Below are 24,898 nucleotides of genomic sequence, written 5' to 3'. Positions count from 1 at the left end.
AGTCACCATTGAAGCCTGAGGGGCCGCTACGCGACCCAGCGGGAGCAAGCTCCCTCGCCACAGGTATACGCGTCCCTGTCAGTGCCCGTCCCCACGCTCAACCAGCTTCAACACCTGGGTGGTCCGGTCATGCGCGACCTTGGGCACGCCCGCCAGGCGCTTGTGCAGTACGTGGGTCAACGAGTCTCCTGGCATCAGGCTGGCATCGCCAAAGTCCCCGTCCAATTGCAGCGGATGAACGATGACCTCGAGCGAGCCGTGTTCCGGCGGCGCGGCGTGGTCCAGGTCGGCTGGCGTGCAGACGTAATCCGCTGTCGCCCCGCACAGGCTGCGCAAGCGCCGGTTGAGCAGGGTCTTGAAAATGCGCTTGGGCAGGTTCAAGTTCACCCCCAGGTTGCGCGCCAGGCGCATGGGCACGCCTTGCCGGGCGGCGAAGCGGGCCACCAGTTCGCCGATGGGCCAGATATTGTGCACGTGTTGATGAGAGTCGAGGTGGCTGGGGCTCAGGCCTTGATCCAGACAATGTTGCCATTGCGCGTGGAGCTCGTCTTCCACCGCCGCCAGGTCCTTCGTACCCAGGCGCAGGCAATACCGCGACAGGTTCAGGTCGAACTGGCCATTGGCGTCGCAAAAAAGCCGGCGCGATGCGATTGCCTGGCCCAGCGACGGGCCGTGGCTGAGATTGAAGTGCAGGCCGACGTGGCCGTTGAGCAGTGGTTGCCGGGCCAATTCACAGGCTTGCTCGAAACCCGGCATGTTGGCCATGGCCGAGGCGGAACTGATCACGCCGGTCTCGAAGGCCCGCAGGATCAATGCGTTTGCGCTGAGGCTGAGCCCGAAGTCGTCAGCGTTGATGATCGCTCGGCGAGGCATGGGTGTTCTCCTGGGGCTTGGAGGAAGACGATGACGTCGCCGCGGTTGGTTTCGTCTTGCGCTGGCCAAGCCATGGTTTCAGGCTCTTCCAAAGCCGCAAGGCGAAACCCAGGAGCAAACCATCAGGCTGCCAGGAATAAAAACTCCAACGCCAGTGTTCCAGCAGGCCGGTCATGCGCTCGTGCAATTGATGATTGGAGTTATTGAGACTGACCCGCGACGCATCGATCCAGCGCCAGTTTTCGTCCAGCCCCCAGCGGATCCACTCTTCAAGCAATACCCGGCCGCTGCCCAGGTCGGCATGCTGCGGCAGGAACGCCAGGTTGTAATCGTACAGCCGGCCCTGGTCCAGCAGGCCGAGGCGATAGCTGATGCACTCGCCGTTCAGCTCCAGCAGCACCACCCGCACCAGGCCTTGGGCGGCGAGGGCGGTGAAGGCGTGGTTCATCCATTGGTGGCGCCTGGGGTCGGCGAAAATGCCGACACCTTCTTCGCCTTTCCAGCTGACCGCCTCGACATCGGCGAGGGTCCGCAGCAATTGCCCCATGCTGATGGCATCGGGTGTCACCCGGCGGATCTCGGCGCCACAGGCGGCGATCCGCTTGCGCGCCCGGCGCAATTTGTAACGTGGATCGCCGGATATCTCTTGACGGTCACTGTCATTGATCAAATGCACCGGAACCCGGCAACTGAGCCGCCGTTCTCCGGTTGAACTCAGCGCCATCCAGGCGCTGAGGACGCTTTGCTCACCGATCGGCTCGATCACTTCATTCAATTGCAGCAACGCGTGAGGCAAGTGCTGACGGATCTGCATCAGCGCCTGGCCCATGTCTTCGGCGTCCAGGCGCGCCAGCAGGGCGATGCGGTCGGTCATTGGAAAACCCAAGTGATGCAACACTCGGAACCGCAGCCCGCCGATACGTTCACGTCCTGATATCAGAGGCAGGCAAAGGCACAAGGCCTGGTCTTGCCAGCCCAGCAGTACATGCAACTGCTGCTCGGGCAACAGGGCGAATTCCGCCGCTTGCAGCCAGGCCAGGCTGTTGAACGGTGTTGCGTCGGCCACCTGGGTCAGCAGCTGTTCATAAGCTGATACAGGAAAATCCGCTGCGCCCAGGGAGCGACACCATTGGAACCGGATCGCCATGGGGATCAGGCCGCCGACGTCGAGGCAGCCGGCTGCGCCGGTTTACGGAACGCGTCCAGTGCCGTGCCGGCGTAAGACGTATTGCGCAGGAACCGCCAAAGACCGAACAAACGGTAGAGGTGGGTGATCTGCCCGCGCTCCTGGAAGCCCATGCGGATGTGCATCTTGATCGCCTGGATGTTTTGCAGATCGCAGACATCGACCATCGTGCTGCAACCCTGGTCCGCCATGACTTTCCACACCTCCAACTGCATGTCCGCCGAGATACTGGTACCCCAGTATTGACGAATCGCCTCGCCACCGAACTGAAAGTACTCGCCAGGCTTGATCGGAAAGTTGCAGCGGTAGAAATGGCGGTCGAAATAGTCCCGTGTACTGGCCCAGGCGAAGCCCACGCTGTCGCCCTGATCATCCAGGTACATCAAGCCGGTGTAGCCTTCAGCCGCCAATTCGCGCATGGTTTCGACGCGGTCGCCGAAGTGTCGGGCAAACGCATCGGCATTGCTGACCGTGATGAGCTCCAGGCGCATCGGTGGGTAGGGCTTGAGGTTATGGGGGGGGAGCGGGGTCCGTATGTCATGCTCCAGCCACACCAGTCGGGTGTGGGCAAATACGTAGCGTCTGCACAGCTGCTTTAGAACGGCGCGCAGACCTTTTTTCTGGATGCGATCTCGCAATGTTTGCAGAGCGTTCATGGTGCCTCCTGACGGGTGGCAGGTTTGGGGGGAAGGGGAGCTGTCCAACTGAGGGCGAACACGGTTTCCCCTGGCAGGAGGAACCCGACCTGGCCGGCCTTGCAATCAAGCACAGCGTTGTGGCTGCGGTTGTCCGGGCCGAAATACATCAAGGTCATGCCAGGCTGAGGGCAGGCCGTGCCGTCGAGGCTGACCTGATGGGCTCGCGTGCTTTTGTTCACGCCCAGCAGATTGCGTTGTTTTCCGGTGGCCATGGCCAGTACGTCGACTTCAAACGCGTCGTTGTCCAGGCGCAGCACCTGGTTGAGCCAGTGCTGTTGGATGAACTGCTGGGCCAGGCCCACGGGCTTGAGCTCGAAGCGCTGATTGTCCAGCACCCGCACCATGCCTTTGGGGTATTCGGGTTCGTCGGCGAGCATGAACCAGTTGAGCATGTCGAGCCAACCATCCGCGGAGGCGTTGATCGCCACCGACGTCCACCACAAAGCGGCGTAGTGGGTTTCCTGGTCGTAAGGGCTCAGGCTCGAGCCGCTGGACATGTTGGTCTGGTCCAACAGCAACGCCTTGCGGGGCCGGCCCTGGCTGTCCAGCCCCACCAGGTTGGCGGCCTGACGGACGCTGTCGCGGTAGACCCGGGTCGCCAGCAGGTCGCGGATCATCCATTCGTGCCAGGCCAAGGCGTCGATCTGGTCGTCGGACGTCGCGAGCAGGCGCCGTGCCCAGTCGATCCCGCGCTTGTCTGCCGCATTGTCGGTGAAGGGGCCGTTGGTGAACCGGGAACTGGCGGGTATGGCGATGCGGACACCGGCGCGTGCGTTGGCAGGATCGGCGCGGACCTGGGCCGCCATGCTCTGGAACAGTTGCTGGAAACTGGCGAAGTCTGGGTAGTTCAGGTTTGGCTCATCGGCAAAACTGAGGTAATGGATACCGTTGCCGCCCGAAGCCCGGGTCGACATGAGCCAGGCTTGCAAGCCGCTGAGACTGGTCCGGTCGGCCTGCAGATCCGCCCGGCGCTGGGTAGCGGCGAGCAGGGTGATGTCCTGGCTGATGCCGAAGCGGCCCTGATACAAACGTCGGAAGGCGTCTTCATGATTGACCTTGGCCGCCATGACATCGACAAAACTGTAGAGGCTTGCCGCCTGGGGTTTGAGCGCATCGAGCATCGCGTAGCTGGAGGGCGGCAGTAATTCGTACGGCAGGTATATGCCCAGTTTAGGGGTCGTGCCGAGCGCCTCGTCGTGGAGCGTCAGGTGGGTCTGCCCCGGATCCTGGCGCACCGGTTGCAAGTGCGCCGGGTCTTGGGCGAACAGGTTGGCCGTGCCGTCCAGCCAGAACGCCAGCTTGCCATTGCCCTGTACATGCAGGCGCCAGACTTGTTCAACATCCGTCACCGGTAGGGCCACTTGGTCGAACTGCCAATAGGCGCGGTACGGCTTGAGGTTCAGTTGCAGCTGTTTGCCATCGGCGACGCGCCGGGCTTGCAATGCCCGCGCGCCGCCGTGGAACTTGCCTGCCAGCACCGCCTGTTCGCCAGCCGCCACTTTGAAATACAGCTCGTCGCCATCGTGGGCTTCAGCACTGAAATGCACCTTGGCCGGAGCAAACAGGGCACGGGTGCGGGCGTCGTGTTCGACGCTATAGCGCCGGAAACTGTAGCCGGGAATCTCCAGCCGATAACTGGCGGCGCCAGGCAGCAAGGGCCATTGTTGCTCTCCGCGCACCTGGTCGGCCTTGACCAGGCGTTCGCCCGCCAACCGCCCGTGGCCGTCGAGCAGATACACGTGTTCGGCATTGGCATCGGCCTGCCAGGCGGGCACCCAGCGTACGGTGACAGCATCTGGACGGTCGGTTTGCAGGTACAGGCTGCCGTCACGGATACCGGTCCACTGCATGGACGCGGCTTGGGCCGAAGTGGCCAAAAGCAGGAAACACAGGCAACCGCTCATTTTGAGCATGCGCCGCACTGGCCTCATCGCGAGCAGGCTCGCTCCCACAGTTGATTTGTTGTGGTCATGAAAATTGTGCTCGGCGCCAGGTTTTTGTGGGAGCGGGCTTGCTCGCGAAGAGGCCGTCACTTTCAACATCATCGCAAGCTGCCCCACCGCTTTCGCGAGCAAGCCCGCTCCCACAAGGGATTTGTGGTGCTTGCACATACCGGACCCTGTGGGAGCGAGCTTGCTCGCGATGGCGGTTTTGCTGGCCACGGTGCTCACGCGGATTTCCCCAGCAGCATCTGACGCATCGGCAGCAAATCACTGGGCAGGATAATCAGCGTCTGCCACGGCGCCACGCCGCTCAGGCGGCAATACATCACCAGCATGGCAACGGTCACACCCAAGTAGGCGATGGACGAAGCGGCGGCGGCGCCGACGATGCCGTAGCTCGGAATCAGGATCAGGTTCAGCGCCAGGTTCAATAGCGCCCCCACGCCCATCAGCAACGAAACGCTGCCGGGGCGGCCCTTGCCCAGCAGGTCCAGGCGCAGGATGCTCGCGTAGCACAACCCGAACACCCCAGGCAGCAGCGCCAGCAGGGCCGGGTACGCCGGTTGATAGGCGATGCCGAACATGGTGACGATCAGCCATTCGCCGACCAGTACCATGCCCAGGCAGGCGGCGAGCATGGCCGTGGCGGTCAGGCGCAAGGCCAGCGGGGTCAGGCGCTTCATGTCTGTGTCTTGCTGCAGCAGGCGTTTCATCAGTGGCGTGGTGACCGCTTCCGGCACGATATGCAGCAGTTCAGCCGCGGCGCTGGCCATGGCGTAGTGCCCCAGCGCCGTGCTGCCCAGCAGTGCACCGATGAACAGGTAATCCGAGCGCATCATCAGTTGCTGGAACAAAAGGTCCGGATGACTGCGGACACCGTAACGCAGCAGTTCGTCCTGGCCGGTGCGATCCCAGCGCAGCGTGAACGCATGATCTCGGCGCAACCACATCCAGCCTGCCAGTACGACCAGGCTCAGGCCCGCCAGCCAGCTGATCAGCGCCGCTTCCAGCGCCGTGTCTTTCCACATCCAGAACAGCGCCACGAACAGCAACAGCGGGACCAGGGATTCCATCAACCGCAAGGCGTTGAACACACCGACGCCGCCGGAGGCGTTGTGCAGCGTCAGCAGGCCGCTCTTGAGTACCGCCAGCGGCACGGCCAGCAACAGCAGCCAGGCCAGCAATCCCAGCTGCAGGGTGATGTCCAGTTCGGCGCCGAATTCACGCACCAGCGCCACCACCAGCAGCGTCAGCAACCCCGCCAGCAGGCAGCCGAAGACCAGCACGTGGCTGAGCAACAGGCTCATCGAGCGATGCTGCGCCGCCTGATAACCCACGGCAGAATTCAGGCCTCCACTGGTGGTGGCGCTGATCAGGTCCGGCAGGGTGCTCAGTAGCGCCAACAGCCCGCGTTCACTGGGCCCCAGGATCCGTGCCAGCAACACGTTGCGCAGCAGGCGCAGGCCGATCATCGCCAGGCTTGTGCCCATGCTCAACACCAAAAGCCTGATGTAATGTGCGCGATTCATGAACGGGCTCCTTGGCGAATACGCCAGGCCAACAATTCAGGGTGGCAGGCGTTGCGCTGGCTGACGCCGAAACGCGGCAGGTTCAAAGGGTCGCCATCGTTGCGATACAGCCCGGCCTCGGTGCCCAGGGCGAAGGCAAAACCGTGGGCCGCCACCTGTTGGCGCACGCGGGCATCGTTATCCCCATTGGGATAGCAATACACCGGCAAGGGTTGGGCGCAGCCGTTTTCCAGGGCTGTCCAGCTGCGGGTCAGTTCTTCATGCAGGCGCTGGTCGTCCAGCCCGGTCAGGATCGCGTGGCTGGCGCCATGGGGGCCGAAGCGGACCAGGCCGGAATCTTCGAGCAGGCGCACCTGGGGCCAGTCCAGGGCCTGGGGTTGCGAGCCGTGCGGGCAGGCCTGCGTGAGCTCGCTCAAGGTGCGTGGATCGAGGGTCTTGAGGCTTTGCAGATAATGCAGCAGCGCCAGGCTGCGGCGCTCATCGTCGATATCATCGAGCAGCACCGGCAACGGCCGCCCGACGTGTTGCAACTGCTCGATCAGCGAATGCCGTGCCACCTGTCCGTGGCTGCCCCACAGGGTTTCGCCGATGCTTTCCCACCAGAAGTGCTGGCGACTGCCGACGAAGTCGGTGGACAGGAAAATACTCGCCGGTACCTGGTATTGGCGCAGCAACGGAAAGGCATTCATGGCGTTGTCGCGCCAGCCGTCGTCGAAGGTCAGGGCCACCCGTGGGCGATTCGGGACACTCTCAGGGTCGGCCAGCAGCAAGCTCATCAGTGGCACACATTCGAAATGCCGTTGCAGCCAGATCAGCAAATGTTCAAACGCATCGGGCCCCACGCACAACTCGTTGCGATGGGGCAATTCGGCGGCGCGGTCGTTGTTCAACACGCGATGCAACATCAGGATCACGCCGGCGCCACGCAGTGGATGGCGGCCCAGGGATGTGTTCAGGTACAGCCAGCCGCCGGTGCGCTTGAAGACGTGTTTGATCGACATCGGCCCTTCTCCTTAGCGATTCTGCTCGGGGTTCCATTGGCTGTAGCGCTGGCCCCGCAGGAACTGCCAGAGCCCGATACTCATGCCCGCCAGTGTCACCAGCACGAACGCCGCCAGGCGAAAGGGCCGGGGCAACCGGTGGCCGGCGTCCATCAAGCCGACCAGTGCCATGGCGTAGCCGAGCAACTGCGCCACCAGGCTCAGGCGATAGAACGGATGGTCGTCCCACAGCCAGGCGTTGCTCAGCAACAGCGGCAAGAGCAACACCGGCGCCAGGCGGCGGATCAATTTGTGGCTGATCAACCCGATGGCGTAGAGGCCGTGACGCAGCGGGTTAAGTAGCTCCCGGCGCTGGGCCAGACTCTGCAACCCGCCCACGGTGACCCGCTGGCGGCGGCGAAACTGCTTGTCGGCTTCGTCCACGCCCTGGTCGGTCACCCGGGCCCGGGGCACGTAGACGATGGATTTGCCGGCGGCCGGCGCGCAGGTGCTGAGGAAAAAGTCATCGTTGACCTGGGCCGGGATCGGTTGGAACAAAACCCGGCGCAGCGCCAACAGGGCACCGTCGGCCGAGACCATGCAGTCGGTGCGACTCTCCACCCGCCGCAACCAGCCTTCGTAGTGCCGATACAGGCTATCGCCCAGGCTCAGGCCCTTGCCCGGCACGGGAATCTCCATATGGCCGGCACAGGCGCCAACCTCAGGATCCCCTAGCGGTACCAGCAGATGGCCGAGGGTGTCGGGAAACCATTGATTGTCGGCATCGGTGAACACCAGGATGTCGCCGCTGCTGTGGGCCACGCCGGTATTAAGGGCGGCCGCCTTGCCCTGGCGTGGCAGGTCGAGCACGGTAATCCGCGGGTCGATGACGTTGCGCGCGCAGGCCACCGTGTCGTCCGTGGAACCGTCGCTGGCAAGGATGATTTGCAGCGAGCGCGCCGGGTAATCCTGGGCCAGCAGCGTGCGCAATTTCGCTTCGATGTGCCGCGCCTCGTTATGGGCAGCAATGATGATGCTGACGTCCATGGGCATTGCCGTGATGTAGCGGCGTACCGGAAACAGCGGGGCGAGCAAGGTCAACAGCACGGGGTAGCCGAGGTAGGCGTATACCGGCAGCAACAGGCAAGACCAATACAGATATTCAGCCACGGGCAGGTCTCCTGACGTTCCGTTGGAAAAGATTGAGCAGCAGCGCGGCACCGGTCAGGTGCAGGCGCACCCCGTGCAAGGTCCACAGTTGCAAGGCCAGGCGCGGGTCGCGTTGGCTCTGGCGCAGGCTCAGCACCAAGGCCGGCAATGTGCTGATGAACAACAGCATCAGCCCCAGGCGCGCCTGGCCTTGAAGCAAGGCGATCAGTGCCAGCAAATCCATGCCCCAGGTGCCAATGGACAGCGCGGGAAACCGCAGCAGGCGCAGGCTCGGCCCGTGGCTGCGCAACAACTGCCAGTGACTGCCCTGGCGCCACAGCTCCTTGCTCATCCATTCGCGCCAGCTGCCTTCATAGCCCCAGTGCAGGGCCACGCTTTCGTTGACCAGCAACAACTGCGCACCGGCTTGGCGCAGGCGCAGGGAGAAATCCTTGTCTTCACCCGTGCGCAGGGTCTCGTCGAAACCGTCGACCCGTTCGAACCAGGCGCGACGCATCAACAGATTGGCGCTGGGTAACCATTGCACGCGATGCAAGGGGCGGGAGCCCGGACGCTGACTGCGGCGCTGCCAAGCCTGTGCAAACCACGGCGCTTGGCCGGGCGTATCCAGGTCAAGCGCCAGCACATCGCCCTGGCGGCCTTCCATTTCGAGCAGTGACTTGAGCCAGTCGGCCGGCATTTCCATGTCGGCGTCGATGAACGCCAGCCATTCCCCACTGGCGACCGCCGCGCCACGGTTGCGCAGGGCACCGATGTGCACGCCAGGTACGATCAACACCCGCGCGCCCAGCTCGTTGGCGATGCGCGGGCCATGGTCGTCGGAGCCGTTGTCCACCACGATCAACTCGCAATCCTGCCGCGCCTGGCGAGCCGCTTCCTGCGCCGCCAGCAGTGTGCGGCCGATGTGCCGGGCCTCGTTGTACATCGGGATAATGATGCTTACGCGGCTCATGAACGGGCCTCCTGCGGCTCGGCCTGTTCGGCGTCGTAGCGCAAAATGCTGGTCAAGGCGAGCATGATCCACAGCAACTTGTGGTTCGGCGCGCTGAGGAACATCAGGAACAGCGCCAGCGACAGGAAACTCATGCCCAAGTGCGTCAGCAGGTCCGCCTGGGCCCAGTCCCTACGCCGGAGCCAGAGTTGGCGCGCGCGCATCAGGTTATAGAGGCCCAGCCCAATCGTAGCGACAAACATCAAGCCGCCTGGTACGCCGATTTCGCTGAAGATTTCCAGGTAGGTGTTATGGGCCTGGCGGTACAGATCGCCCATTTTGCGATTGGCCGAGAATGCTTTCGCGTAGCCGGTGGGGGCGTAGTGCTGCGGAAACGTCCCGGGGCCGGAACCGAGAATCGGGTTCTCTCGGATCATCTGGCTGCCCACCACAATGTAGGAGGCGCGACGACCCAAGGAACCGTCCTTGTGGGCATTGGTGCCGGAACTGAGGATGCTCAACGACTGGATGCGCGCCACGTAGCCAGCCGGCATCACGGCGACTGTCACCGGAACCATGAGTGCCAGGCCGAGCATCGCGAACCCCAGGTGCCGAGGACGTATGCGAGGTAGCTGCGCCCGATAGTGATACAAGCCGATCATCAGACTGAGCAACAGCACAACCAGCCCTGAACGCGATTCTGTCTTCGTCATCCCGCCCAACAACAGGATGAAAGCGCCACCCCAGAACAACCGGTGCAACAGGTTCTGGCTGCGTAGGGTCAGCAGCAATGCCAGCGGTACGGTAAAGGCAATCAACAGTGCAAAGGCGTTCGGGTCTTCCAGCAAACCCGAGGCGCGGCCCTGATCCTGGTACCGGGCTGAAAACATCGCGAGCACGCAGGCCGTGGCGACGCTCACCGTCATCAGCCGGGCGAACATATCCAGGTTCAGCTCGCGGCCGATCAGCAGCGCGATCACAAACAGAATCAGCCCTACGGCGAGTTCTCGCAGATGCGTCAGGGACACGCCGATGTTTTCCGAGATCAACAGGCTCAGGCCATACAACGCCATGAAGCCGAGTAACGGCTTCCAGATATTGCTGCGCAAGCGCGTCCCAGGGATCTGGTGCAAGGCCAACTGCAGCATCAGGATCAGGATCAGCGCCACGCCGAGGAATTTGCTGCCGGAAAACGCGTTGTCCTTGAACAGGCCTTCGAACGGCAGCAGCGCGGCAATGCCTAGCAAACCCCAGCTGGGCTTGCGGTACAGCATGGCGACGCCCACCAGGCCGAACACTGCGCCCGGTGCCAGGAACGGATAAGGACTGGCCAGCAATGCCAGGCAGACCAGCCCCAGCAGACTGACGATCGAGAGCGGGACGATCATGGCCGAGCCTCCCGTGCCGTGCGGATATAGAGTTGTGACCAGCGTTCGGCCAGCGTGCGCAGGTCGTAGCGGTCGCGTTGGGTGCACCGCGCGTTGTCGGCGAGGATCTGCGCCAGGGGCGGTTCGCTGAACAGCGTTTCGATCTGGCTGGCCAGCGCCTCGCTGTCGGCCGGTGTAGCGAGCAGGCCGTTGTGGCGGTCTTGCAGGATATCGGGAATGCCGCCGACGCCGAACGCCACCACCGGCACGCCGGCCTGCATGGCTTCGAGCAGGATCATCGGCGTGCCTTCGGTGCGTGAACTGATCACCAGCGCATCGAGGCGGCTCCACCAGCCGTTCATGTCTGTCTGATAACCAGGCAGTTCGATGCGCGTGGGCAGCCCGGCATCGGTGATGCGTTTGAGCAAGGACTGGCGTTCCGGGCCGTCGCCAAGCATCACCGCGTGCAGCGACGCATGGCGCTGGCACAGCGGGATCATCGCGTCGAGGAACAGGTCCGGGCCCTTCTCGCTGCTCAACCGACCGACGTAGCCGACCCGCCAGCGCTGCCTGTCGGCGTGGTGGGGCAGCGGCGTCGTGACGGCGGGCAGGCCGTTGGGGATCACATCGAGTTTTTCCGCCCGCACGCTGGCCTGGCGGTGCAGCGCCGCGATGCTTTCGGCCACGCAAACCACACGCTTGACCGGCGCGGTACGGCACAGTTGCAGGCTCAGCCACGTATAGAACCGCTGCTTTGGACTGCGCGGCGTGAAGCCGTGCTGGGTAATCACCAGCGGCAGGCGCAGCATCGTGGCCGCCGACCAGCCGAACAACAGACCCTTGAAGTTGTGGGTATTGATCAGTGGTCGCTCGGCGCGCCGTTGCCGCAAATGTTGCAACAACTCGGCCCAACTGGCGCAGTGGTGGCAATCGACTCCGGCCTGGCGGAACCGCGTGATCAAGGTCGGCGGCGCCGCCAGAAACACCACCTGATGTTGGCCGGGTGTCGCCAGGCAATGATCGAGCAGCATCCGCTCGGCCCCATAGAAGCCGCCGCTGTCGAGCAGATGAATGATCGACAAGGGGCTGTCATGGCGGGACGGGCCGAACGGCGCGTTCAATTTCTCACCCAATGGACAAGGCTGGGCAGGCTCCAGTTGCGGTGTGGATTGATCTGCTCGGGTGACTGCTCGTTGATCACCAGCAAGACCGGCAGATCCAGTTGCTGGCTGATTTGCGCTGGGTGCTTGAAGCGATGGTCGAAGAACTCACGCACGTAGACCAGGGCGATCGCCAGCAGCAGGCCACTGAACATGCCGAAGACAATGATCAGCATCGGCTTGGGAAAGGCCGCGGCGGTGGGTTCGAACGGCGGGCTCAGGACCCGGGCGTTGGACAGGTCGTTGTCCAGCGAACGCGCGGTGCTGGCCTCGGCGAAGCGTTGGGCATACGTCGAGAAGGCCGCATGCAGGGCGTTGATCTCGGTGTCCATCTGCCGCAGCTTGCTCTGGGTTTCCTGCAACTGGTGGATGCGTTCCTTGAAGGCTGCGATGCGTTCGACTTTCTGGTTGATCACCGAGCTGACCACCGCCAGGTCGGTGGTGCGTTCCTGGATGCGGTTGTTCACCACTTTGAGGAATTGCTGGCGCGTGCGCACGATCTGCTCCCGGGCCAGCAGCATCGGTTCGCTGCTGGGTTGGAAGATCGCCAGGTCGTTCATGTAGCGGCTCACCTGGCTGGTCAATTGCTCGCCCATTTGCCGGATTTCCCGGTCTTCGAAGGCAATGTTGTCCACGGTGGTGGTGAAGGTGAACGGGAAGGTGTAGTCGTTGAACCGCGAGCTGTTCGCCGCCGCCAGGCTGGTCTTGAGGTAATCGAGCCAGCGTTGGCTTTGCAGCAAGCGATCCCGGTACAGGTTCAGTGCCTGTTCCTCGGTGTTGATCGCATTCAAGCGGAACGTGATTTCTTCCTTGGGATCGGAAGAGCCGACGCCTTCAAGCAGCGTCAGGCGGTTGCCTTCCAAGCCGTCAAGGCGCGTCTGGTATTGGGCTTTCTTCTGCTCGTAGAAGGTTTGCGGCAGTTCGATCGACTGCAGGTCCTGGCGGTTGCTGAGGTAGTTCTGCAGCAGTTGCGCCACGAACCGGGTGCCTTGGGCCGGATCGCCGAAGCTGTAGACGATGGAGATGACGTTGGAGCCGGGCAGGGTCTCGATCTTCAGGTTCTCGATGGCCTCGTCGGTCAGGGTATCGAGCACGGTGTCGCGCACCGGATCGACCTCAAGCCCCAGGCCATCGCGCAGCGGGTTGACGACGTACTCGCGCAGGGGCTGGGTGATGTAGCGCTTGAGCGGTTCACTCACCCATTTGTTGAGAATGCCGGGGCTTGGGGTGTATTCACCCTGTTCGCGCAGGACACTGATGGTCTGCCGGATCAGCGCCGGCGAGCGCAGGATGTTGCTCTCGGTTTCCATGTCCGCCAGGGACGGCGGGATGAAGGTGGCGTTTTCCTGGTTCAGCGACGTGGTGGCGTCGCCCTGGGAGAGCTTTTTCGACTGGACGATCACCTGGGCGGTGATGTCGAAGCTCTGCTTGAGCATCAACGGCAGCACCAGGGCGATCATGGCGAAAATCAGGAAGACGCGCTTCACCCACTGCTTGTTGGCAAAGAAGATCCTGAAGAACTCGTGCAGATAGTTTTCCTTGGGGTTCATGATCATTCACCTGGGTCAGTTGCCGCTGCTGTCGTTGTCGAGGTCGTAGCCGAAGCTGACGCCAACGCCCTGGAACAGCACCACGTCGGCCAGTTGCCTGGCCATTTCACCGGCTTTGGCCAAGCCGGTCTTGGGCACATACAGCATGTCTTCCGGTTGCAGGTAGGCGATCTGCGAGGCGTCACCGCTCAGGGCCTTCTCCACGTCGTAGTGGCGGGCTTCAACCTGATTGCCGTTGCGACGCATGATCACCACCGAGTCGAGCCTTGCCTTGACGTTGGTGCCACGAGCCAGGGTCAGGGCCTCGAGGACCGAGATCGGCCGGCGGATCGGGTAGGAACCCGGCTGCGCCACTTCGCCGAGGACATAGATCTCGTTGCCGGCGGTGGACTTGAGCAGCACATCCACCGTCATGTGGCCGGGCAGCTGCGCGTAGCGCTCGTTGAGGAAGGTTTCCAGTTGGGTGACGGTCATGCCTTGCAACGGCACCGAGCCGATTTCCGGGAAGCTGGCGTAGCCATCCCGGCCTACGATGATTTCCCGGCTCATGCCCGTGGCCGGGTGGGTCAGGGTGTTGCGCAAGTTCGTCTCGCCGGACAGCGGGCTCGTCACCAGAACGGTCAATTGGTTGCGGTTGGGTTGGAACAGCATCTTCTGGTTGTAGGCACGCTGCACCGCCAGGCGGGCTTCGTCGGTGGTCAGGCCGGCGACTTTCACCGAGGTGTTGGCGCCCGGCAGTTCGATGCTGCCGTCGGGCATCACCTGTTGCGTGCCGTTGAGCTGGCTGGCGGCGGTGAAGTTCAAGGCAACCTGATCGCCAGGTTGCACTCGATAAGCCTGGGATGAGGTGGTGTCGATGTGAAAAATCACATCCAACACATCTTGGGGCCTCAGGGTTTGTTCGACCCTGGGCATGTCGGTGGCCTGGGCGTTGGCCGGCGCGGCCGTGAGGATCTGCACCGGCATCGAGCGGGTATCGGTGGTGCTGGAGCAACCGGCAAGCGGCAGCAACAGCAGGACAAGCATCTTGGCGTTCATCTCGTCATCCTTTTGCAGGCTTACAGGTTGTTGTAGAGCCACTTGGGCATGTAGTACTTGCGGCGGTTGAACACGCTGCCGACCACTTTCGCGCCGGCTTGGGACAGGCGCTGGCGGGTGGCCTGGGCCACTTCCCAGCGGGTGTCTTCACCGCGCACCACCAGCACCACGCCATCCACCTGGGTGCTGAGCACCAGGGTGTCGCTGGCCGAATACACCGCGTCGCCGTCGATCACCACAAAGCGGTATTGCGCCGCCAGTTGCCTGAACAGCGGGCGCAGGCGCTCGGGGCTCAGGTGGTCGGCATTGCGGCCGAGGCGACCGTGGGGCAGCACGTCGAAGGGCAGGCTGGACGCCTGCACCACGCAATCCTGCAACAGGGGCGGGGCAAGGCTGTTGAACAACAGGTCGGTGAAGCCGCGCTCCTTGTGCAACGACAGCTGTTGGCTGAGGTTGCGCGGTGACTGGCTGGCATCCACCAGCAGGACGCGACCGTTGCTCATCTGCGCCAGTTGCGCGGCGAGTGCCATGGCGCTGGTGCTGGTGCCAGTGCCGGTGTTGGCGGACGTCAAGAGCAGGATCCGCAGGGAAGGGTCGAGCACGGTCGAGGTCAGGTTGGTCTCGCTCGGGCTGGCTATGGTCAGGATATTCGTTGAACCGTCCATTTAACTCGCTCCGTGGCCGCTGAAAACTTTGAAGGGGGTTAGCATCAGGATCTTCAAATCCAGCCACAGGCTTTGTTCAGCGATATAGCTGAGGTCCAATTCCACGCGCTGGTCGAAGTCGATATTGCTGCGCCCGGAGATCTGCCACAGGCCGGTCATGCCGGGGTAGATGCTCAGGCGCACAAGATGGTTGTCCTTGTAGCGATAGGCGTTGAACGAGGTCGGCCGCGGGCCCACCAGGCGCATGTCGCCGGTCACTACGTTGATCAGGTTCGGCAGTTCGTCGAGGCTGCTGCGCCGCAGGAATCGGCCGATGGGCGTGATGCGCGGGTCGTTGTCGATCTTGAAATCGATGGCATCGGCGCCGTGTTTGTTGAGGTGGCGCAGCGACTCCTTGAGAGCCTCGGCGTCGGCGACCATGGTGCGGAATTTGTACATGCCGAACACCCGCCCGCGATAACCGGTGCGCTTCTGTATGAACAGCACCGGGCCCGGGCTGGAAAATTTGACCAGCAGTGCCAGGCCCAGCAACAGCGGGCAGAACACCACCAGGATCGCCAGCGCGCCGAGGCAGGCCACTACACGGTTGGTGCGCGAGACCGTCCAGGGCCGGCCGCCGTCGCGACCGGTCAACCATCCACGGCCCTGGCGGTGGATGGCCGCGTCCAGGCGCCTGCGGTGGTCGGGATCGACACGTTTGTCGCGCCCGGGGGCGTTGATCTCGATGGCTTGTTCATGTCGGGTCATAGACTCCTCCGCTGAGGTTGGGCCGGGAGCGGCGCGTGGGCAGGCAGTGGGTAGTAATCGAGGAACCACTGGATGAAGCGACCCAGGCCGTCGTCCAGTGCGATGCACGGCCGGAAGCCGGTGGCCCGTGCCAGGTCGCTGGCGTCGGCGCAGGTGTTGAGTACATCGCCGGCTTGCAGGGGCAGCAGTTCGATGCGAGCGGTTCGTCCCAGGTGTTTTTCCAGCAGCGCGACATAGGTGCGCAGCGCCACCGGGTGCTGGCCGCCGATGTTGTAGATCCGCCAGGGCGCGCGGCTGGTGGCCGGGTCCGGTTGTTCGTGATCCAGCAAGGGCGTGACCTGGGGCGCACGGTCGATCAGGCGGGCGATGCTTTCGACGATGTCGTCGATGTAGGTGAAATCCCGCTGGTGCTCGCCGTGGTTGAACAGTTGCAGCACCCGGTCTTCGGCGATGGCGCGGGCAAACTGGATCGGCGACATGTCCGGCCGGCCCCAAGGGCCGTACACCGTAAAGAACCGCAGGCCGGTGCAGGGAATGCCAAACAGGTGGCTGTAGCTGTGGGCCATCAGTTCGTTGGCTTTTTTACTCGCCGCATACAGCGATAACGGGTGGTCGACATTGTCCTGGACTGAATAAGGAATGCGCGTGTTGGCGCCGTACACCGAGCTCGAGGAGGCGTAGATCAAGTGCTTGACGGGATACCGACGGCAGTTTTCCAGGATGTTCAGGAACCCGGTGATGTTGCTGTCGACATAGGCCTGGGGGTTTTCCAGGGAGTAGCGCACGCCGGCCTGGGCCGCGAGGTGAATCACCACGTCCGGGCGCCGGGTTTGGAACAGTTCATCAATGGCCGGCGCGTCGGCCAGGTCGAGCCGCGCCAAGGGGAAGCTGCCGACCTGGCCGTTCACCCAGGCCACGCGGTCGTGCTTGAGCTGCGGGTCGTAGTAATCGTTGAAATTATCCAGCCCGCACACCCGATGGCCGTCGCGCAGCAGCCGCAGCACGACGTGGGCGCCGATGAAACCGGCTGCGCCGGTGACCAGGATGTTCATGCTTGTGGCCCTGGCGCCGGGGTGCCGGGCACGGTGTGGCGCAGCCCGATACCGCGATACAACAGCCCGGCGGCGGCCAGGTGTTCGGGGTTGTACAGGTTGCGGCCATCGATGATCACCCGGGCGCGCAACTTGCTGGCCAGCAGGTCGAAATCCACCACGCGAAAGTTCTTCCACTCAGTGCAGATCACCAGGGCATCGGCGTCTTCCAAGGTGTCATCGCGGGTCGCGCAGAGATTGAGGTCTTTGCGATAGCCGTAGAGGCGACGGCATTCGGACATGGCTTCCGGATCGTAGGCCTGGACCCGTGCGCCTTCGCGCCACAGGGCTTCCATCAGGTAGCGGCTGGGGGCTTCGCGCATGTCATCGGTGTTGGGCTTGAACGCCAGGCCCCAGATGGCAATCGACTTGCCGGCCAGGCCATCCTGGAACTGCTTGGCCAGTTTTTCGAAGAGGATGTGCCGCTGGCTGTCGTTGACGTCGGTGACGCTGCGCAGCAGGCGCAGTGGCATGCCGCTTTGTTCGGCGGTGTGCAGCAGGGCCCGAAGGTCCTTGGGAAAGCACGAACCGCCGAAACCGCAGCCGGGGTAGATGAAGTGATAACCGATGCGCGGGTCCGAGCCGATGCCTTTGCGCACCGCTTCGATGTCGGCGCCCAACCGTTCGGTGAGGTTGGCCAGTTCGTTCATGAAACTGATGCGGGTGGCGAGCATGGCGTTGGCGGCGTACTTGGTCAGTTCGGCGCTGCGGTTGTCCATGAACATCAGTTTTTCGTGGTTGCGGCAGAAGGGCGCGTAGAGCTCGGTCATCTGGTCGCGGGCCACTGGATCGGCGGTGCCGACAATGATCCGGTCCGGACGCATGCAATCGGCCAGGGCGCTACCTTCCTTGAGAAACTCGGGATTGGACACGACGCGTACGTTCAGCTGTTTCAGGCCGCGCCGGGCCAATGCCTGGCGGGCGCATTCGGCCACCTTGTCGGCGGTGCCCACCGGCACGGTGGACTTGATGACCAGGGTGCGGTCGCTGTCCATGAAATCGGCGATCTGCCGGGTGACGGCCAGCACATGGCTGAGGTCGGCCGAGCCGTCTTCATCGGCGGGCGTGCCAACGGCGATGAAGATCAACTCGCCATGATTGACCGCGTCGCTGGCCTGGGAGCTGAACGACAAGCGTCCGGCCTTGATGTTGTCTTCGAGCAGATTGGACAGTCCCGGCTCGCTGATGGTTGGCACAGCCTGTTGCAGTTGCCGGATCTTGTTCGGGTCGATATCGATGCATAAAACGCGGTGTCCGACGTCGGCCATTGCAGCCGCCTGGATCAGCCCGACATACCCCGTACCAAATACGCTCACGTCCATTTTTGGCGCGCCTCGCAAACCGAATGATGTAACTCGGATGAAACTGTTTAGAGGGGTATAGCGCAGCTTCAGAAAAGCGTGTCAGCAAAATGACAGTTGTCAGTGTTGGCAATTCATGTGAAATCGGGCCTTTTGATATCAAGTCATTGACTGTTCTAGCAAAGTGGCTGTTTTACTGGGGATGTCCGGCATTTAACAAAGCGATAAACGGTCGTTATCCATAGATTTTTATATTTTGTTACCTATTTTCGTGTCGTTTTTGGGGTAACTTTTTTTTGACGCGTGTTGTGGGTGGACGTTTCTTGCACTTTGAAAACCGGCTGCTAACGTGCAGGAACGAAGCGCTTTTGACACCGCGATCCGGTCGAGGAAAACATGGCCCGCTACCTCAAGGAATTGCTCCTGCTTTTGTACCTGCTCAAGGGGTACGACGCTTACCTCGACCGTCTCGACGCGTTGGGCCTGGGCTTGGCGACCGTGCTGTTCGGCGCCATGTTCGTGGTGCTGGTGCTGGCGCTGTGGTTGAGCGCCTACATCCGCCAGACGTTAGTGAGGCATGTGTTTGCCTTGGCGTTGTTTGTTTCGGCGGTGTTTTTCGAGGTGTACACCCAGGTCACGGACAGCTACCTGACCTACAGCCAGTTCGTTTCGCTGGTGTACTCGGGAGGTTTTATCCAGGAGGCTGCCTATCAATACCGCGAGGTGATCATCAACGCGGTGATCGGTGGCTTGTTGCTGTTGTTCGGCATCGCTCTCAAGCCTCGACGAACGCTGCGAGTGCCCGGTTATCTGCCTGTGGTCGCGCCCGTGCTGGGGGTGATGTTGCTCAGTGGCGTGTTGTTCGTGCGGGCGGGCGAAGGTGCGCGCGGCCTGCCGGTGATGTACACGCCGTTGGCCTATTTGAATCTCTTGGCCTACGAGTCCTTGCACAGCACGATCGGTCCCCGGGAGCCGGTCACCCTAACGCGGCGATCATCCTTGATCGAGCAGGACATAGTGCTGATCATCGATGAAAGCGTCGGCGGCAATTACCTGGATATCAACACCCCGTTTGGCGTGCGCAGCGGCCTGAAAACGCCGCCCGAGGGCGTGGATATGTTCAATTTCGGCTACGCGGCGTCCATAGCCAATTGCAGCGCCGACACCAATGTCACCTTGCGCTACGGGGGGACGCGGACCGACTACATACGCATCAATAGCACTCGGCCGTCGATCTGGCAGTACGCCAAGAAGGCCGGCTTGCGTACCGTCTACATCGACGCCCAGCGCACCGGCGGCAACTTGCAGAACCTGATGACCGAGTTGGAAAAACAGGACATCGATGAGTTCGTCCAATTCGACCAGACCAGCGTGCGCGACCGCGACATGGCGGCGGCGGCGAAGTTGATCGAACTGCTGGACGATCACCAGGCTGAACTGGTGGTGATCAACAAGGTGGGGGCGCATTTCCCGGTACACGACAAATACCCCGACGACTTCATGAACTACCGCCCGACCTTGCCGCGCGGGCAGTTCCAGGAAGTGGCCGATACCGGCAGCCGCGACGGCTTCGATGGGCAGAAAGATGACTGGTTGCTGTACCGCAACGCGTACCAGAACACCTTGCTGTGGAACGTTGGTGAGTTCTTCAGGCGAGTCTTCCAGCAGGCCGATTTGAGCCGAGCGGTGCTGATCTACACCTCCGATCATGGTCAGGATCTGCACGAGCGTGGCAATCCCGGGCTCAACACTCATTGTGGTGGCGACCCGATGCCCGAAGAGGGGTTGGTGCCGTTGGTGGTGATCCAGGGCCGTCAGTTGGATAGTCTTGATTGGCGTGGCGCCTGGGCGCGGAACAAGGATCGTTCGAGTCACTACAACATCTTTCCGACGCTGTTGCAGTTGATGGGGTATGACCCGGTTGGGGTTGAATCGGTTTATGGCAGGTCGTTGAGCCAGCCGACGGAGGATGATTTTACGTTCAACTATCGTTTCAACGCGCGGTTGGGGGCGAAACCGGCTTGGAAGCATATTGACCTGGACCATATCGTGACGCCGCAGCCTGGCCAGGCCGAAATGGCGGCGGGGCATTGATTGAAGGCCCCCATGCGCTGGGCTCTTTGTGGGAGCGAGCTTGCTCGCGATGTCGGAGGGTCAGTTTGCGATGATGTTGGATACCCACAAGGTCTTGCACGACCCTGTGGCGAGGGAGCTTGCTCCCGCTGGGTCGCGCAGCGGCCCCAAAAAAAGCGATGAGCGCTGCGCACTCAAGCGGGAGCAAGCTCCCTCGCCACAAAAGCTACCCAGCCATCACGCCACGGATTGATCAACGGTAAACCCTGTGGGAGCGAGCCTGCTCGCGATGGCGGTGGGTGAGTGGGTGGGAGGTGTTGAGTGCGCCCAACCTCCGCTATCCTGAGCCTCACGCCCACCCGTCGAGGCTGCCCATGCTGGAAGTCCGCCAAGTGTTCAAAAGCTACCCCACGCCCCAAGGCCCGTTGCCGGTGCTGCAGGGTGTCGACCTGACCCTGATGCCCGGCAGCAGCCTGGCGCTGATGGGGGAATCTGGCAGCGGCAAGAGTACCTTGCTGCATTTGGTTGCCGGGCTGGACAAGGTCGATCGCGGGAGCATTCGCAGTGGCGAATATCGACTCGACGGCATGAGTGAAAGCCAGCTGGCGAATTGGCGGCGCACGGAAATCGGCCTGGTGTTCCAGCAGTTCAACCTCATCAGCAGCTTGTCGGTGGAAGACAACCTAGCGTTCCAGGCCCGCTTGTGCGGTCGCTATGACGCGGCCTGGCAAGCCCATCTGGTGCAGCGGCTCGGGCTTTCAGGGTTGCTGCGGCGTTACCCTGAGCAGCTTTCCGGCGGCCAGCAGCAACGGGTGGCGCTGGGGCGGGCGCTGGCTTCTCGACCGCCCTTGTTGCTGGCTGACGAACCCACCGGCAGCCTCGACGAAGCCAACAGTGACGAAGTGCTGCAACTGTTGCTGGAACTGCTGGAGGGCAGCCCCACCAGCCTGTTGATGGTGACCCACAGTCCCCGGGTAGCGGCTCGCCTGGCCCAACGCGTGGTGTTGCATGGCGGACGGTTGGCGCAGGTGGCCCAGGGGTGATGATTTTCTGCCAGGCCCTCAAGGCCCTGCTCAGTCATTGGCGCCAGCACCCGGTGCAGTTCTTCAGCGTGTTGACTGGCCTCTGGCTCGCCACCAGTCTGCTCACCGGCGTGCAAGCGCTGAACAGTCAGGCCCGGGACAGCTACGCCCGGGCCAGCCAACTGATCGGCGGCGAACCCCAGGCCAGCCTCACTGCACCCGGCGGCGGCACCTTCCCTCAGCAATGGTTTGTCGATTTGCGGCGCCAGGGCTGGCCGGTGTCGCCGGTGTTGCAGGCCCGGGTGGTGCTCAAGGGTCACGAGGACCAGCGTCTGCAACTGATGGGCATCGACCCGGTGTCGCTGCCGCCCGGTGCGGCGTTGGCGGGACAGGCGCGGGAGATGAGCGAGGTGGTGGAGTTCTTTACCAGTCCCGGTCGTACCTGGATCGCCTCGCAGACTTTGCAGGCCCTGGGGCTGGGTGAGGGCGACCAGCCCCAAACCGTCGATGGACGACCCCTGCCGCCGCTGCATGTCCAAGAGGACATGGCGCCGGGCGTGCTGTTGATGGACATCGGGTTTGCCCAAGCGGTACTCGGAATGCCGGACCACCTGTCGCGGCTGCTGTTGCCCGCGACGTTCAGCGCCGCGTTGCCGGAGGCGTTCGGCGATCGACTGCAATTCAAGCGCGCCGATGAAGAAAACAACCTCTCGCGCCTGACCGAAAGTTTCCACCTGAACCTCGACGCCCTGGGCTTTTTATCCTTCGTGGTGGGGCTGTTCATCGTTCACGCGGCCATCGGCCTGGCTCTGGAACAGCGCCGCAGTCTGTTGCGAACCCTGCGGGCCTGTGGCGTCAGTGCGCGGGTACTGGTCACCAGCCTGGCGATGGAACTGGGCGGGTTGGCCTTGCTCGGTGGGATCGCCGGGGTGCTCAGCGGCTATTGGCTGGCGAGCCTGTTATTGCCCGATGTCGCGGCGAGCCTGCGGGGTTTGTACGGCGCCGAGGTGGCCGGGCACTTGAACCTCAGCCCGGCATGGTGGCTCAGCGGTGTCGGCCTGAGCTTGCTTGGCGCGCTGCTGGCCGGCGCCGACAGCCTGTTGCGGGCGGCGCGCCTGCCCTTGCTGGCGTTGGCCAATCCCCAAGCCTGGCATCAAGCCCATGGGCGCTGGCTGCGACGCCAGGGTTGGGTGGCGACGGTGGCGGCGTTGATTGCCGCATCGGCGTTGGTCTGGGGCGACAGCCTGGCCAGCGGTTTTGTCCTGATGACCGCCTTGTTGCTGGGCGCGGCGCTGGCCTTGCCGGTGTTGCTCAGCGGCATGCTGACGTGGTTGTTGCGCCGCAGCCGCTCGGTGCTCGGGCAATGGTTTCTCGCCGATTGTCGCCAACAATTGCCGACCCTGAGCCTCGCGCTGATGGCCCTGCTGTTGGCATTGGCGGCGAACATCGGCGCCGGCAGCATGACCGCCGGCTTTCGCCAGACGTTCAGCAACTGGCTCGAACAACGGCTGAGCGCCGAGTTGTACATCAACCCGCAAACCCCGGCCCAGGCCGAGGAGCTGCATACCTGGCTCAAGCAGCAACCAGCGATCACTGCCGTTGTGCCCCTCTGGCAAGTCTCGCTCCCGTTGCAGGGCTGGCCGACGGATATCCACGGCATCCTCGATCACCCTCACTATCGCCAGCATTGGCCGCTGCTGGAATCGTCCGGCGACAAGCCGTGGGAGCAGTTGGCCGCCGCCGACACCCTCATGCTCAGCGAACAACTGGCCCGACGCCTCAAGGTGAGGATCGGCGATCAGTTGACCTTGCCGACGCCGCAAGGACCTTGGGCACTGCGCATCGTCGGCGTCTACGCCGATTACGGCAATCCCAAGGGCCATGTGTTGGTCAACGTCGAGCACTTGCTGGCGCACTGGCCGAACCTGACGCCGAACCGTTTCAACCTGCGCATCGAGCCGTCCGCGATCCCGGCGCTAGTGACGGCATTGCAGGGCCGGTTCGGCCTGGATGACAGCCGCATCGTCGACCAGGCCCGGCTCAAGGGCTGGTCGACCCAGGTGTTCGAACGTACCTTCGCCGCCACCGCCGCCCTCAACAGCCTGACCCTGGCGGTAGCCGGGGTGGCGTTGTTCATCAGCCTGCTGACCCAGAGCCAGAGCCGTCTCGGCCAGTTGGCGCCGCTGTGGGCACTGGGGGTGACGCGTCGGCAGTTGATGTTGCTCAACCTCGGCCAGACCTGGCTACTGGCGCTGCTGACCTTGGTCCTGGCCTTGCCGCTGGGCATCGCCCTGGCCTGGTGCCTGGACGCGGTGATCAATGTGCAGGCTTTCGGCTGGCGCCTGCCGTTGCGGGTGTTCCCATTGCAGTTGGCGCAACTGCTGGCCCTGGCGATGCTCGCCACGCTCCTGGCATCGGCCTGGCCGCTGTATGCGTTGTACCGCACGCAGCCGGCGGATTTGCTGAGGACCTTTGCTCATGAAGATTAAATCCGGCCTGTTGCTGCTGGCGTTGCTCAGCGGTTGTGATGACTCGGCGCCGACGCAAAAGGGCTTCGCCGGCCTCGGCGACCAGGCTGTCGCGTTCACGCCGGTCGTGCCTGGGCGGGTGTTCAGTTTCCCGGCCGACCACGGTATGCATGACGGTTTTCGCATCGAATGGTGGTACATCACCGCCAACCTCAAGGATTCCCAAGGCCGAGAGTTCGGCGTGCAATGGACGCTGTTTCGCAGCGCCTTGGATGCCGCACCCCAAGCCAGCGGTTGGCGCAACCAGGCAATCTGGCTCGGTCATGCGGCGGTCACTTCCGACAGCGTGCACTATGCCGCCGAACGTTATGCGCGAGGTGGGGTGGGGCAGGCCGGGGTGCAAGTGCAGCCCTTCGAGGCCTGGATCGACGACTGGCAATTCGGCACCCAGGCTTCAGCGGCCGAGCCGTTGGCGGACATGCAATTGAAGGCTCGCGACCGACGCTTCAGCTATGCCTTGCGGCTGACGTCGAACCGTCCGTTGGTGTTGCAGGGCGATCAAGGTTTCAGCCAGAAATCCGAACAGGGCCAGGCGTCGTACTACTACAGCCAGCCGTTTTTCCAGGCCGACGGTGAACTGGAAATCGACGGCCAGCGCTACACGGTCAGCGGCCCGGCCTGGCTCGATCGCGAATGGAGCAGCCAGCCCCTGACCGCCAACCAGACCGGCTGGGACTGGTTCTCCCTGCACCTGGACAATGGCCAGCACCTGATGCTCTATCGCATGCGCCACAAGCACGGCGCGCCTTACCTCACGGGCACCTGGGTCGATGCCCAGGGCCGGGCGCAAACCCTGCGCGCCGAGGAGATCAGTCTCGTGCCATTGGACACGGCCAAGGTCGCCGGGCGCTCGATGCCGGTACGCTGGGCCATCAAGATCCCGGGCAAGCAACTCGACATCATCACCCAGGCACTCAACCCCAACGCCTGGATGGACTTGCGCATTCCCTATTGGGAAGGCCCGGTGCGGCTGAGCGGCAACCAGGGCGGCACGGGTTACCTGGAAATGACCGGCTACTGAAAAATCACTGGAACTCCCCGCGAAC

The 24,898-nt window shown here is 63.0% G+C and carries 20 protein-coding genes; 4 read left to right on the top strand and 16 right to left on the bottom strand.

What is annotated here, in order from left to right; genetic code table 11:
* Window positions 1-78: 78 nt before the first annotated feature.
* The 16 genes from J3P88_RS19660 to J3P88_RS19585 form a co-directional block, all read right to left on the bottom strand.
* A complete protein-coding gene (locus J3P88_RS19660; protein ID WP_434571102.1) occupies window positions 79-873 on the bottom strand; it encodes a carbohydrate deacetylase in 795 nt (264 codons plus the stop codon).
* On the bottom strand, window positions 845-2,020 hold the full coding sequence (locus J3P88_RS19655; RefSeq protein ID WP_186708601.1) for a GNAT family N-acetyltransferase: 1,176 nt from the start codon (window positions 2,018-2,020) through the stop codon (window positions 845-847). Before J3P88_RS19655 ends, J3P88_RS19660 begins: the two co-directional genes overlap by 29 nt.
* Window positions 2,021-2,025: 5 nt before the next feature.
* On the bottom strand, window positions 2,026-2,715 hold the full coding sequence (locus J3P88_RS19650; RefSeq protein WP_434571100.1) for an N-acetyltransferase: 690 nt from the start codon (window positions 2,713-2,715) through the stop codon (window positions 2,026-2,028).
* Complete coding sequence (locus J3P88_RS19645; RefSeq protein ID WP_434576563.1) at window positions 2,712-4,661, bottom strand: hypothetical protein; 1,950 nt, start codon at window positions 4,659-4,661, stop codon at window positions 2,712-2,714. Before J3P88_RS19645 ends, J3P88_RS19650 begins: the two co-directional genes overlap by 4 nt.
* A gap of 263 nt (window positions 4,662-4,924) precedes the next feature.
* On the bottom strand, window positions 4,925-6,229 hold the full coding sequence (locus J3P88_RS19640) for an oligosaccharide flippase family protein (protein WP_434571098.1): 1,305 nt from the start codon (window positions 6,227-6,229) through the stop codon (window positions 4,925-4,927).
* Window positions 6,226-7,230: a polysaccharide deacetylase family protein gene (locus J3P88_RS19635; protein WP_434571097.1), complete on the bottom strand. Its 1,005-nt coding sequence runs from the start codon at window positions 7,228-7,230 to the stop codon at window positions 6,226-6,228. Before J3P88_RS19635 ends, J3P88_RS19640 begins: the two co-directional genes overlap by 4 nt.
* A 12-nt stretch (window positions 7,231-7,242) precedes the next feature.
* Window positions 7,243-8,379 carry a glycosyltransferase family 2 protein gene (locus J3P88_RS19630; protein WP_434571095.1) on the bottom strand — a complete coding sequence of 379 codons (1,137 nt, stop codon included), beginning with the start codon at window positions 8,377-8,379 and terminating at the stop codon, window positions 7,243-7,245.
* Window positions 8,372-9,331: a glycosyltransferase gene (locus J3P88_RS19625; RefSeq protein ID WP_434571093.1), complete on the bottom strand. Its 960-nt coding sequence runs from the start codon at window positions 9,329-9,331 to the stop codon at window positions 8,372-8,374. The genes J3P88_RS19630 and J3P88_RS19625 overlap by 8 nt, the downstream gene beginning before the upstream one ends.
* Window positions 9,328-10,698 carry an O-antigen ligase family protein gene (locus J3P88_RS19620; protein ID WP_434571091.1) on the bottom strand — a complete coding sequence of 457 codons (1,371 nt, stop codon included), beginning with the start codon at window positions 10,696-10,698 and terminating at the stop codon, window positions 9,328-9,330. The genes J3P88_RS19625 and J3P88_RS19620 overlap by 4 nt, the downstream gene beginning before the upstream one ends.
* Window positions 10,695-11,798, bottom strand: a complete 1,104-nt coding sequence (locus J3P88_RS19615) for a glycosyltransferase family 4 protein (protein WP_186708620.1) — start codon at window positions 11,796-11,798, stop codon at window positions 10,695-10,697. Before J3P88_RS19615 ends, J3P88_RS19620 begins: the two co-directional genes overlap by 4 nt.
* Window positions 11,795-13,387, bottom strand: a complete 1,593-nt coding sequence (locus tag J3P88_RS19610) for a GumC family protein (RefSeq protein ID WP_411385076.1) — start codon at window positions 13,385-13,387, stop codon at window positions 11,795-11,797. Before J3P88_RS19610 ends, J3P88_RS19615 begins: the two co-directional genes overlap by 4 nt.
* 15 nt (window positions 13,388-13,402) lie before the next feature.
* Window positions 13,403-14,425: a polysaccharide biosynthesis/export family protein gene (locus tag J3P88_RS19605; protein WP_186708624.1), complete on the bottom strand. Its 1,023-nt coding sequence runs from the start codon at window positions 14,423-14,425 to the stop codon at window positions 13,403-13,405.
* Between the two features lie 20 nt (window positions 14,426-14,445).
* On the bottom strand, window positions 14,446-15,090 hold the full coding sequence (locus J3P88_RS19600; protein ID WP_186708626.1) for a CpsD/CapB family tyrosine-protein kinase: 645 nt from the start codon (window positions 15,088-15,090) through the stop codon (window positions 14,446-14,448).
* Window positions 15,091-15,837 (bottom strand): sugar transferase, encoded by a 747-nt coding sequence (locus tag J3P88_RS19595; RefSeq protein ID WP_411385074.1) that lies wholly within the window; start codon window positions 15,835-15,837, stop codon window positions 15,091-15,093.
* Entirely contained in the window at window positions 15,834-16,889 is a 1,056-nt protein-coding gene (locus J3P88_RS19590; protein WP_434571087.1) for an NAD-dependent epimerase, read from the bottom strand. Before J3P88_RS19590 ends, J3P88_RS19595 begins: the two co-directional genes overlap by 4 nt.
* The gene (locus J3P88_RS19585) at window positions 16,886-18,250 is read right to left on the bottom strand and encodes a UDP-glucose dehydrogenase family protein (RefSeq protein ID WP_411385072.1); all 1,365 of its coding nucleotides are present in this window, start codon (window positions 18,248-18,250) and stop codon (window positions 16,886-16,888) included. Before J3P88_RS19585 ends, J3P88_RS19590 begins: the two co-directional genes overlap by 4 nt.
* 375 nt (window positions 18,251-18,625) lie before the next feature.
* Here J3P88_RS19585 and J3P88_RS19580 point away from each other — a divergent pair, with 375 nt between their 5' ends.
* The 4 genes from J3P88_RS19580 to J3P88_RS19565 all read left to right on the top strand — a co-directional run bounded on the left by J3P88_RS19580 (window position 18,626) and on the right by J3P88_RS19565 (window position 24,873).
* Window positions 18,626-20,323 carry a sulfatase-like hydrolase/transferase gene (locus J3P88_RS19580; RefSeq protein ID WP_434571085.1) on the top strand — a complete coding sequence of 566 codons (1,698 nt, stop codon included), beginning with the start codon at window positions 18,626-18,628 and terminating at the stop codon, window positions 20,321-20,323.
* A 353-nt stretch (window positions 20,324-20,676) separates the two neighbouring features.
* Window positions 20,677-21,345, top strand: coding sequence for an ABC transporter ATP-binding protein (locus J3P88_RS19575; RefSeq protein WP_434571083.1), 669 nt, complete (start codon window positions 20,677-20,679; stop codon window positions 21,343-21,345).
* Window positions 21,345-23,813, top strand: a complete 2,469-nt coding sequence (locus J3P88_RS19570; protein WP_434576560.1) for an FtsX-like permease family protein — start codon at window positions 21,345-21,347, stop codon at window positions 23,811-23,813. Before J3P88_RS19575 ends, J3P88_RS19570 begins: the two co-directional genes overlap by 1 nt.
* Entirely contained in the window at window positions 23,803-24,873 is a 1,071-nt protein-coding gene (locus tag J3P88_RS19565) for a lipocalin-like domain-containing protein (RefSeq protein ID WP_434571081.1), read from the top strand. Before J3P88_RS19570 ends, J3P88_RS19565 begins: the two co-directional genes overlap by 11 nt.
* Window positions 24,874-24,898 lie beyond the last annotated feature (25 nt).

This window comes from Pseudomonas sp. Z3-6 (assembly GCF_051131985.1).
Classification (GTDB): domain Bacteria; phylum Pseudomonadota; class Gammaproteobacteria; order Pseudomonadales; family Pseudomonadaceae; genus Aquipseudomonas; species Aquipseudomonas zanjanensis.
The sequence above is the reverse complement of the archived record's forward strand: the minus strand, read 5'-3'. Positions and strand labels throughout refer to the sequence as shown.

Excerpts from the sequence above, each read along its gene's own strand:
- J3P88_RS19620 (WP_434571091.1), bottom strand. The coding sequence starts at position 10,698 with ATGATCGTCCCGCTCTCGATCGTCAGTCTGCTGGGGCTGGTCTGCCTG.
- J3P88_RS19590 (WP_434571087.1), bottom strand. The coding sequence starts at position 16,889 with ATGAACATCCTGGTCACCGGCGCAGCCGGTTTCATCGGCGCCCACGTC.
- J3P88_RS19575 (WP_434571083.1), top strand. The coding sequence starts at position 20,677 with ATGCTGGAAGTCCGCCAAGTGTTCAAAAGCTACCCCACGCCCCAAGGC.
- J3P88_RS19645 (WP_434576563.1), bottom strand. The coding sequence starts at position 4,661 with ATGAGCGGTTGCCTGTGTTTCCTGCTTTTGGCCACTTCGGCCCAAGCC.
- J3P88_RS19635 (WP_434571097.1), bottom strand. The coding sequence starts at position 7,230 with ATGTCGATCAAACACGTCTTCAAGCGCACCGGCGGCTGGCTGTACCTG.
- J3P88_RS19660 (WP_434571102.1), bottom strand. The coding sequence starts at position 873 with ATGCCTCGCCGAGCGATCATCAACGCTGACGACTTCGGGCTCAGCCTC.
- J3P88_RS19650 (WP_434571100.1), bottom strand. The coding sequence starts at position 2,715 with ATGAACGCTCTGCAAACATTGCGAGATCGCATCCAGAAAAAAGGTCTG.
- J3P88_RS19655 (WP_186708601.1), bottom strand. The coding sequence starts at position 2,020 with ATGGCGATCCGGTTCCAATGGTGTCGCTCCCTGGGCGCAGCGGATTTT.
- J3P88_RS19565 (WP_434571081.1), top strand. The coding sequence starts at position 23,803 with ATGAAGATTAAATCCGGCCTGTTGCTGCTGGCGTTGCTCAGCGGTTGT.
- J3P88_RS19610 (WP_411385076.1), bottom strand. The coding sequence starts at position 13,387 with ATGAACCCCAAGGAAAACTATCTGCACGAGTTCTTCAGGATCTTCTTT.
- J3P88_RS19595 (WP_411385074.1), bottom strand. The coding sequence starts at position 15,837 with ATGACCCGACATGAACAAGCCATCGAGATCAACGCCCCCGGGCGCGAC.
- J3P88_RS19600 (WP_186708626.1), bottom strand. The coding sequence starts at position 15,090 with ATGGACGGTTCAACGAATATCCTGACCATAGCCAGCCCGAGCGAGACC.
- J3P88_RS19570 (WP_434576560.1), top strand. The coding sequence starts at position 21,345 with ATGATTTTCTGCCAGGCCCTCAAGGCCCTGCTCAGTCATTGGCGCCAG.
- J3P88_RS19625 (WP_434571093.1), bottom strand. The coding sequence starts at position 9,331 with ATGAGCCGCGTAAGCATCATTATCCCGATGTACAACGAGGCCCGGCAC.
- J3P88_RS19605 (WP_186708624.1), bottom strand. The coding sequence starts at position 14,425 with ATGAACGCCAAGATGCTTGTCCTGCTGTTGCTGCCGCTTGCCGGTTGC.
- J3P88_RS19585 (WP_411385072.1), bottom strand. The coding sequence starts at position 18,250 with ATGGACGTGAGCGTATTTGGTACGGGGTATGTCGGGCTGATCCAGGCG.
- J3P88_RS19580 (WP_434571085.1), top strand. The coding sequence starts at position 18,626 with ATGGCCCGCTACCTCAAGGAATTGCTCCTGCTTTTGTACCTGCTCAAG.
- J3P88_RS19640 (WP_434571098.1), bottom strand. The coding sequence starts at position 6,229 with ATGAATCGCGCACATTACATCAGGCTTTTGGTGTTGAGCATGGGCACA.